This is a genomic window from Streptomyces sp. NPDC057623, from assembly GCF_042800355.1.
In the GTDB taxonomy this organism is placed as follows: domain Bacteria; phylum Actinomycetota; class Actinomycetes; order Streptomycetales; family Streptomycetaceae; genus Streptomyces.
This window is the reverse complement of sequence record NZ_JBHVGZ010000040.1, coordinates 65,451-72,617: the sequence shown is the minus strand read 5'-3', so window position 1 is coordinate 72,617 and position 7,167 is coordinate 65,451. Positions and strand designations below refer to the sequence as shown.

The 7,167-nt window shown below is 70.5% G+C and carries 6 protein-coding genes; 3 read left to right on the top strand and 3 right to left on the bottom strand.

Translation table 11 applies throughout. From position 1 onward, the window contains the following. Positions 1-94 precede the first annotated feature (94 nt). The 3 genes from ACFU95_RS32100 to ACFU95_RS32090 all read right to left on the bottom strand — a co-directional run bounded on the left by ACFU95_RS32100 (position 95) and on the right by ACFU95_RS32090 (position 4,551). Entirely contained in the window at positions 95-1,822 is a 1,728-nt protein-coding gene (locus ACFU95_RS32100; RefSeq protein ID WP_383834701.1) for a BCCT family transporter, read from the bottom strand. Positions 1,823-2,076: 254 nt separating this feature from the next. Continuing rightward, positions 2,077-3,147, bottom strand: coding sequence for a chorismate-binding protein (locus ACFU95_RS32095; protein WP_383834698.1), 1,071 nt, complete (start codon positions 3,145-3,147; stop codon positions 2,077-2,079). 639 nt (positions 3,148-3,786) lie between these two features. Beyond that, entirely contained in the window at positions 3,787-4,551 is a 765-nt protein-coding gene (locus ACFU95_RS32090; protein WP_383834695.1) for a DeoR/GlpR family DNA-binding transcription regulator, read from the bottom strand. A 223-nt stretch (positions 4,552-4,774) separates the two neighbouring features. On the opposite strand from ACFU95_RS32090, the gene ACFU95_RS32085 reads away from it, so the two are divergent. From ACFU95_RS32085 to ACFU95_RS32075, 3 genes are read left to right on the top strand one after another with little or no spacing between them, the layout of a single operon-like run. Then, positions 4,775-5,950, top strand: coding sequence for an MFS transporter (locus ACFU95_RS32085; protein ID WP_383834692.1), 1,176 nt, complete (start codon positions 4,775-4,777; stop codon positions 5,948-5,950). Continuing rightward, complete coding sequence (locus ACFU95_RS32080) at positions 5,947-6,552, top strand: HAD family hydrolase (RefSeq protein WP_383834689.1); 606 nt, start codon at positions 5,947-5,949, stop codon at positions 6,550-6,552. The genes ACFU95_RS32085 and ACFU95_RS32080 overlap by 4 nt, the downstream gene beginning before the upstream one ends. After that, the gene (locus tag ACFU95_RS32075) at positions 6,549-7,142 is read left to right on the top strand and encodes a GPP34 family phosphoprotein (RefSeq protein WP_383834686.1); all 594 of its coding nucleotides are present in this window, start codon (positions 6,549-6,551) and stop codon (positions 7,140-7,142) included. Before ACFU95_RS32080 ends, ACFU95_RS32075 begins: the two co-directional genes overlap by 4 nt. Positions 7,143-7,167 lie beyond the last annotated feature (25 nt).

Genomic DNA, 7,167 nt, shown 5'->3' with positions numbered 1-7,167 from the left:
CTCGCCGATAGGTGTCCAAGAAGTGTGATTGCCCTGCCCCCGCCGGGCGTGGGTCCCACCGCTCTCAGCGAGCGGAGGAGGCGGACTGCGTTGGCTACTGGGGCTGCTCGGGCTTTGCGGGGTCCGTGCCGTTGGTGGACGTGGCGGGACCGATGCGCAGTTCGAAGTCGCCGTCGTACTGCTCATGGCCGGCGATGACGGCCGTTTCGATGGCTTCCTTGCCGATGCGCCCGCGGATGATGAGCGGATCCTGGCGCAGATCGCGGGTGAGCGCGATACACAGGCCGACCATCACCACGGTGAAGGGAGCCGCCGCGAGAATGGTGAGGTTCTGCAGTCCGGTGAGCGCGTCGCCCTTGCCGCCGCCGATGAGCAGCATGATCGCGGCGACCGCACCGGTCAGCACGCCCCAGAAGACGACGACACCGCGGGTCGGTTCCAGGGATCCGCGCTGCGAGAGCGTGCCCATCACGATCGAGGCGGCGTCGGCGCCGGAGACGAAGAAGATGCCGACGAGGATCATCACCACCACGCTCGAGATCGTGGCGACCGGGTACTGCTGGAGCACGTCGAAGAGCTGGCCCTGCGCGGTCGAGGCGTCGCTGAGGCGCTTCTCGTCCTGTAGGTGCATCGCCGAGCCGCCGAACACGGCGAACCACAGCAGGCTGACGGTGCTGGGGACCAGGATGACGCCGCCGACGAACTGCCGGATGGTCCGGCCCCGGCTGATGCGCGCGATGAACATGCCGACGAAGGGCGTCCAGGAGATCCACCAGGCCCAGTAGAAGACCGTCCAGCCGGCCAGCCAGTCGGCCACGCCCTCACCGCTCGACGCCTCGGTGCGCCCGGCCATCTGGGCCAGGTCGCCGAAGAAGGCGCCTATGGAGGTGGGCAGCAGATCGAGGATGAAGATGGTCGGGCCGACGAGGAACACGAAGACCGCCAGGGTCACCGCCAGCACCATGTTGATGTTGGACAGCCACTGGATGCCCTTCTCGATCCCGGACACCGCCGAGGCGACGAACGCCACGGTCAGCACCGCGATCACGGCGACCAGCAGGCCCGTGCCGACGGATCCCAGCCAGCCCAGCCCGGTGAAGCCGCTGCCGATCTGCAGGGCGCCGAGCCCCAGAGAGGCCGCGGAGCCGAAGAGGGTGGCGAAGATCGCGAGGATGTCGATGACCCGGCCGCCCCAGCCGTTCGCCCGCTTCTCGCCGATCAGCGGCGTGAACACGGCACTGATCAGCTGCCGGCGTCCGCGCCGGAAGGTGCTGTAGGCGATGGCCAGACCCACGACCGCGTACATCGCCCACGGGTGGAGCGTCCAGTGGAAGAGGGTGGTGGCCATGGCGGTTCCCATGGCCTCGTTGGCGTCGGCCGGGTCGGTGCCCGGCGGCGGCGTGACGAAGTGCGACAGCGGCTCGCTCACGCCGTAGAACATCAGGCCGATACCCATGCCCGCGCTGAACATCATGGCGATCCATGAGACGGTGCGGAACTCGGGCTGCTCGCCCTCCTCGCCCAGAGTGATCCGCCCGTAACGACTCACCGCCAGCCAGAGGGCGAAGACCACGAAGCCCGAAGCCGCCAGGACGAAGGCCCAGCCGCCGTTGCGGATGGTCCCGTCCAGCAGCTTCCCGGACACGCTCTCCAGCGTGTCGGTCGCGGTGGCACCCCACACGACGAAGGCGAGGGTGAGCGCCGCGGCGACACCGAAGACGATCAGGTCGGTCCGGGGGCCGGCGGTCGCCGCCGGGCTTCCTGGCAGAGCCGCTTCGACGGGATGGCTACGGCTCCCATCCCTTTCGCGGGTTTTGTTCATCAGGGCGTCCTTTCCACAGACGGCAGTGGAGTCTTCGTCGCGGACGACGACGGGGGAACTCGTCGGTGATTCCGCCTGACCGACCGGCACGCCGGAGCGGATGCGGGAACCACGAGAGAAGGGGAGGCGGAACTGCCGCCATGGCGCGTCGTTGCGAATAATGCATCGGCATTCACTATGGGCAACAACCCTCTGGGCGCCGGGGAGGGCTGTCAAGGGGTCGGACGTGCGGAGTTGCCCGACCGGACGAACCGTCAGCCGCCCGCGCGAGAGGGCGTGCGGGAGCTGCGCGGGTACTCGCCCGACGCCACCGTCAGCAGTCGCCGCGCTTTCAGCCGCGTCTCGGCCCACTCGCGCTCGGGGTCGGAGTCCCAGGTGATCCCGGCCCCCGTGCCGAAGCGCAGTAAGGGCCCGCCGGGAGCCGTGCGGTCGAGCCAGAACGTGCGGATGCCGACGGCGAGTCGACCCGTGCCGCGGTCCGCGTCGACCCAGCCGACGCCCCCGCAGTACGGACCGCGGGGCGCGTTCTCCAGCGCCGCGATGATGCGCAGCGCGCTGGACTTGGGGGCACCGGTCACGGACCCCGGCGGGAAGGTTCCGGCGAGCAGTTCCGGCCATGCGGCGCCTTCGGCCAGCTCGCCGCGCACGGTGGAGACCAGGTGCACCAGACCGGGGTGTTCCTCCACGGCGCACAGCTCGGGAACGGTCACGGAGCCCGTGGCGCAGACGCGCCCCAGGTCGTTGCGGACCAGGTCCACGATCATGACGTTCTCGGCGTGGTCCTTGTCGAGGAGGTCCGCGGCGGTGCGCCCGGTGCCCTTGACGGGGCCGGACTCGACCGTCCGGCCGTCCCTGCGGAGGTAGAGCTCGGGCGAGGCCGTGGCGATCTCCACACCGTGCGCCGGCAGACGCACGGTGCCCGCGTACGGAGCCGGATTGCCGCGCGCCAGCAGGGCGGTGAGAGCGTCGACGTCCGCGCGTTCCGGGTCGGGCAGCCACGCGGACAGGACCCGGCACAGATTCGCCTGGTAGACCTCGCCGGCCGCGATGTGCTCACGGATGCGCCGCACCCCGGCGGTATAGGCGGCCCGGTCGAGGGAGGACGTCCAGGCGTCCGGGTGCGGACCCCGCCACGCACCGGGCGCGGCGGCGGGCCCGGGCACCCGGCGTACGTCCCCGAAGCGGGCGCAGACCAGGTGTCCCTCGAAGTCGGCGACCACGGCCCAGAATCCGGCGGAGTCCAGGGCCTCCGGATCGCCGGTCACGTCCCGCAGGTCGGTGGCGACCAGGCCCCCGAAGCGGGCCAGCGGGGGGAGGTCAGGCACCGGGGCGGGGATCGGCACCGGCCGGTTCCAGCCGGACGACGACGGCCGCCTGGTCGCCGGAGTCCTCGACAGGTGGCTTGCGAGTCATCTGTAGCGCCACTCCCCGTCAGGAGTTGCGCATCAAGCAACTGTAGTGTGATACGCAACACAATTGGTTCCTGGACAGGAAAGCCCCCTGTCGACTCCTGTCAAGAGCGAGCCCGCCATCGGCGAGCGCGGCCATGCGCAGTGGCGGTCGTAGTGGACGTTCCAGCGGTAGGTCTCGTGGTCGGGGTCGCGGAGGTACAGGTAGACGGCGTTCGACACACCGTGCGGCCCGGTCCGCGTTCGATGTGGCGTTCCTTGCGGAGCAGTCCGAACAGATCGGCGGCGCGCAGCACTTGGTCGTCGTGGGCCCGCGCCGCCGGTGAAGGCCACGTCGTGGACGGTCTGTTTGCGGTACGTCCAGGCCGCGTCCAGCTCACGCTCGTCACGCATCACGCGATGCAGCAGGTGCCACGACGTCGGTGTGGACAACCAGCCCTCCAGAACCCGTCGCCGGCGGCGTTCGGGCATGGTCGGCCCCCTACCTCTCGCTAGCGGGTTCGCCCATTCGGGACATGCCCCCGGGACACAGGAACTTCGCGAGGCCGCCGGCGCTCAGGGTTGCGGATGGACCACCTGTACGCCCCGTGCCTGCATCATCTCGACCACCGGGTTGTCCAGCGCCGCGTCGGTGACGACCAGGGCGATCTCCTCCAGTGAGCAGATGCGCCCGAGAGCCGTGCGGCCGAGCTTCTCGGCCGTGGCCACCAGGATGACCCGCTGGGCCGACTCGAGAGCCGCCCGCTTCACCTGGACGTCGTCGAGGTTGTACGCGGTCGCTCCGCGAGCCGGGTCGACCCCGCAGCAGCCCAGTACGAACGTGTCGAAGCACAGGTCCTTGAAGGTGTCGGCCGGTGTCTGGCCGTAGAAGGACAGTTCTCCCGAACGGACCTGGCCACCGGGCAGCAGCAACTGGATGCCGGGGTGGGTGGACAGGGCGAAGGCCGCGTGCAGCGACAGCGGGGTGACGGTGAACTGCCGGTCCTCCATGGCCTTCGCGACGGCCACCATGGTCGTACCGGTGTCCAGGGCGACCGTCTCGCCGTCCGTCAGCAGCGAGAGCACGGTACGCGCGAGTCGCTCCTTCGTCTCCGTGCCCGACATCGCGCGGATCGCGTACGGAGGTTCGACCCCGCCCGGCAGATTGCTCACCGCGCCGCCGCGCACCCGGCGCAGGGCCCCGCGCGATTCCAGGACCTCCAGGTCCCGGCGGATCGTCATCTCCGAGGTCCCCGTGGCGCTGGCGAGATCCGCGACGGTCGCGCGGTTCTCACGCATGAGCATCTCGATCACGAAGTTGTGTCTCTCCATCACGTTCATGCCAGGGAGGGTATCGGCCATTCCGCCAGGATGGCTGACCGAATGAACAGCCAATCTGTTCAAGAACACACGATCCATGAGAGGGTATGGCCGAGCTGCCCGCCTGACCTGCGCCTTTCCATGTTCATTTGATTCATGTTCAACTATCGTCCCCTTGAGGAGCTCGATGTCCACAGCCCGCAGACCCGATCCGTCCGGGGCCCCACAACCGTTGATCACAACGATGGCGATCGTGGCCTCCTGCGGGGCGTTCGTGGTGATCGGAGCCCTCCAGGCCCTGTACGGTCCCGCGATCCCAGCGTTGCGCGAGGAGTACGGCATCAGCCCCGCCGTCGCGGGACTCAGCCTGAGCGGACACTTCGCCGCCGCGGTGGTCGGTGTGCTCATCTACCACCTGCTGCGCGTACGGCTGGGCCACCGGATCCTGCTCGGCGCCTCCTACCTGCTCATGGCGGTGGGATCGGTGGCGTTCGCCGTCGCCCCCAACTGGCCCATGGCCCTCGTCGGCACCTTCGTCATCGGCCTCGGCTTCGGCGGCGTCGACTACGGCCTCAACCAGCTGTTCGCCGTCGCCTTCGGCCGCCGCAGCACCGCGATGCTCAACCTGCTCAACGGCCACTTCGGCGTCGGTGCGATCGCGGGGCCGGCCCTGGTGGGATGGCTCGGCGCCGAGCACTACCCGGGCATCTTCGTCGGCGTCGCCGCCGTCTGTGTGCTCATCCTGTTCACCCTCGGCGGCGTGGCCTCCCGGGAGCCCGAACCCGTCGTCGAGGCCACGACCCGCACCGGTGCCCGCGTCGCGCCGATCATCGCCGCCTTCATCGGCATCTACGTGCTGCACGTGGCCATCGAGACCGGAGTCGGCGGATGGGAGCCCACCCATCTGGAGACCGTGGGCTACGCCGCCGCGACCGCCGCCACCGCCACATCGGCGTACTGGGCCGCCATGACCATCGGCCGCTTCGTCGTGGTTCCGCTCTGCCTGCGCTTCTCGGCGCCCGCGATCCTCACCGTGTGCTCCGCGGGCATGGCGGGATTCCTGCTGCTCGCGACGATCCCCTGGGCGGCGCCCTACGCCTACTTCGGGGTCGGCCTCGCCATCGCCCCGATCTTCCCCACGTGTCTGCCCTGGCTGAACCGGGCGGTGCCGAGCGTCGCCGCGGCCGGCGCCTATGTGATGGCGGCGTCGATGATCGGAGGCGTCGCCTTCCCGCCGCTGCTCGGCGTGGTCATCGACGGGATGGACGTCAAGGCGCTGCCGCTCGTCATGTTCGCTCTGGCCGCGGTCTGCCTCGTGCTCAGTTTCTGGCTGCGCAGCAACGCACCCGATCCGGACGGACTGCCCGCGCCGAGCGCCGACTCCGCCGGGACCACCAAGCCCTCGGAGGTGCAGGCGTGAAGGCCGTCCTCTTCGACATGTTCGGAGTCCTGGCCCGTGTCCAGTCCACGGAGTCCCAGGCGGTGATCGAACGAACAGCCGGCGTGAGCGGAGAGCGGTTCTGGGACGCCTACTGGTCGCTGCGCCCACCGTACGACCGCGGCGACGTCCTCGGCCCCGCCTACTGGGCAAGCGTGAGCGACCGGCTCGGCGCCGCGTTCACCGACCGGCAGGTCGACGACCTGATCGGCGCCGACCTGGCCAGCTGGAGCGAGGTCGACCAGGAGAGCGTGGACTTCCTGGCCGAACTGGCCGGCCGGGGCGTGCGCCTCGGACTCCTCTCCAACATTCCGGAGGAGCTCGCCGTCCACTACGAGGCCACCCAGGAGTGGCTCGGGCACTTCAGCGTGGTCGGCATGTCCTGTCGGATCGGCAGCGCCAAGCCGGAGCCGGCCGCCTACACGTGGTGCAGCCGCGAACTGGGGCTGCCCGCCGAGGAGATCCTCTTCGTGGACGACCGTCCCGACAACGTGTCCGCGGCCCGCGAGGTCGGCATGCGCGGTCATGTGTTCACCCGCGTCGGCCTCCTCGCCGCGGCACTGGAGGAGGAGAAGGCGGGGTGACACCGACGCCTCTCCTCCTGGCCCTGTGCGGGGCCGGAGAAGGAGGATCCTGGCCCTGGCCGTCCCGGACCGAGGCCGGAAGGGCGGTCGTCGGCGCGGCGCTCTTCGAACTCGCGCTCGCTCGGCGGCTGGAGCTGGGGGACGACCGTGTCGTGCCGTGCGAAGGCGGCCCGACGGGTGACGCGGTCCAGGACGGAGTGCTCCGCGGCGTCGGCGCGGCCGGCCGGGCGCGGCCGCCCTGGGAGTGGGTCGAGTCGCTCGGCCCCGCCGCGCTGCGGCAGGTCGAGGAGGAGTGCGCCCGCGCCGCCGCGCTCGGCACGCTCGGTGAGCGCATGAGCGAGGCGAGGGCGCGGGTGCGCCACGCCGCCGAACGGCCCGATGCCACCGACGCCTCTGCCCTGGCGGTCGCCGTGCTGCTGATCGCCGCCCGCCAGGGACACCTGGTGCGGCCGGCGGTCCTGCCCGCGGCGAGGGCGCTCGCCCTGCTGGAACGCGGCGCGCCGCGTTCCGGTCAGGCACTGCGCCGCGCCTCGGCCGCCGTGCAGCGCTCGATCGCCGTTTCCGCCGCGGCCCTGGCCTTTCCCGGCTAGCAATCGTCCGCGAATTTCTGCCCCT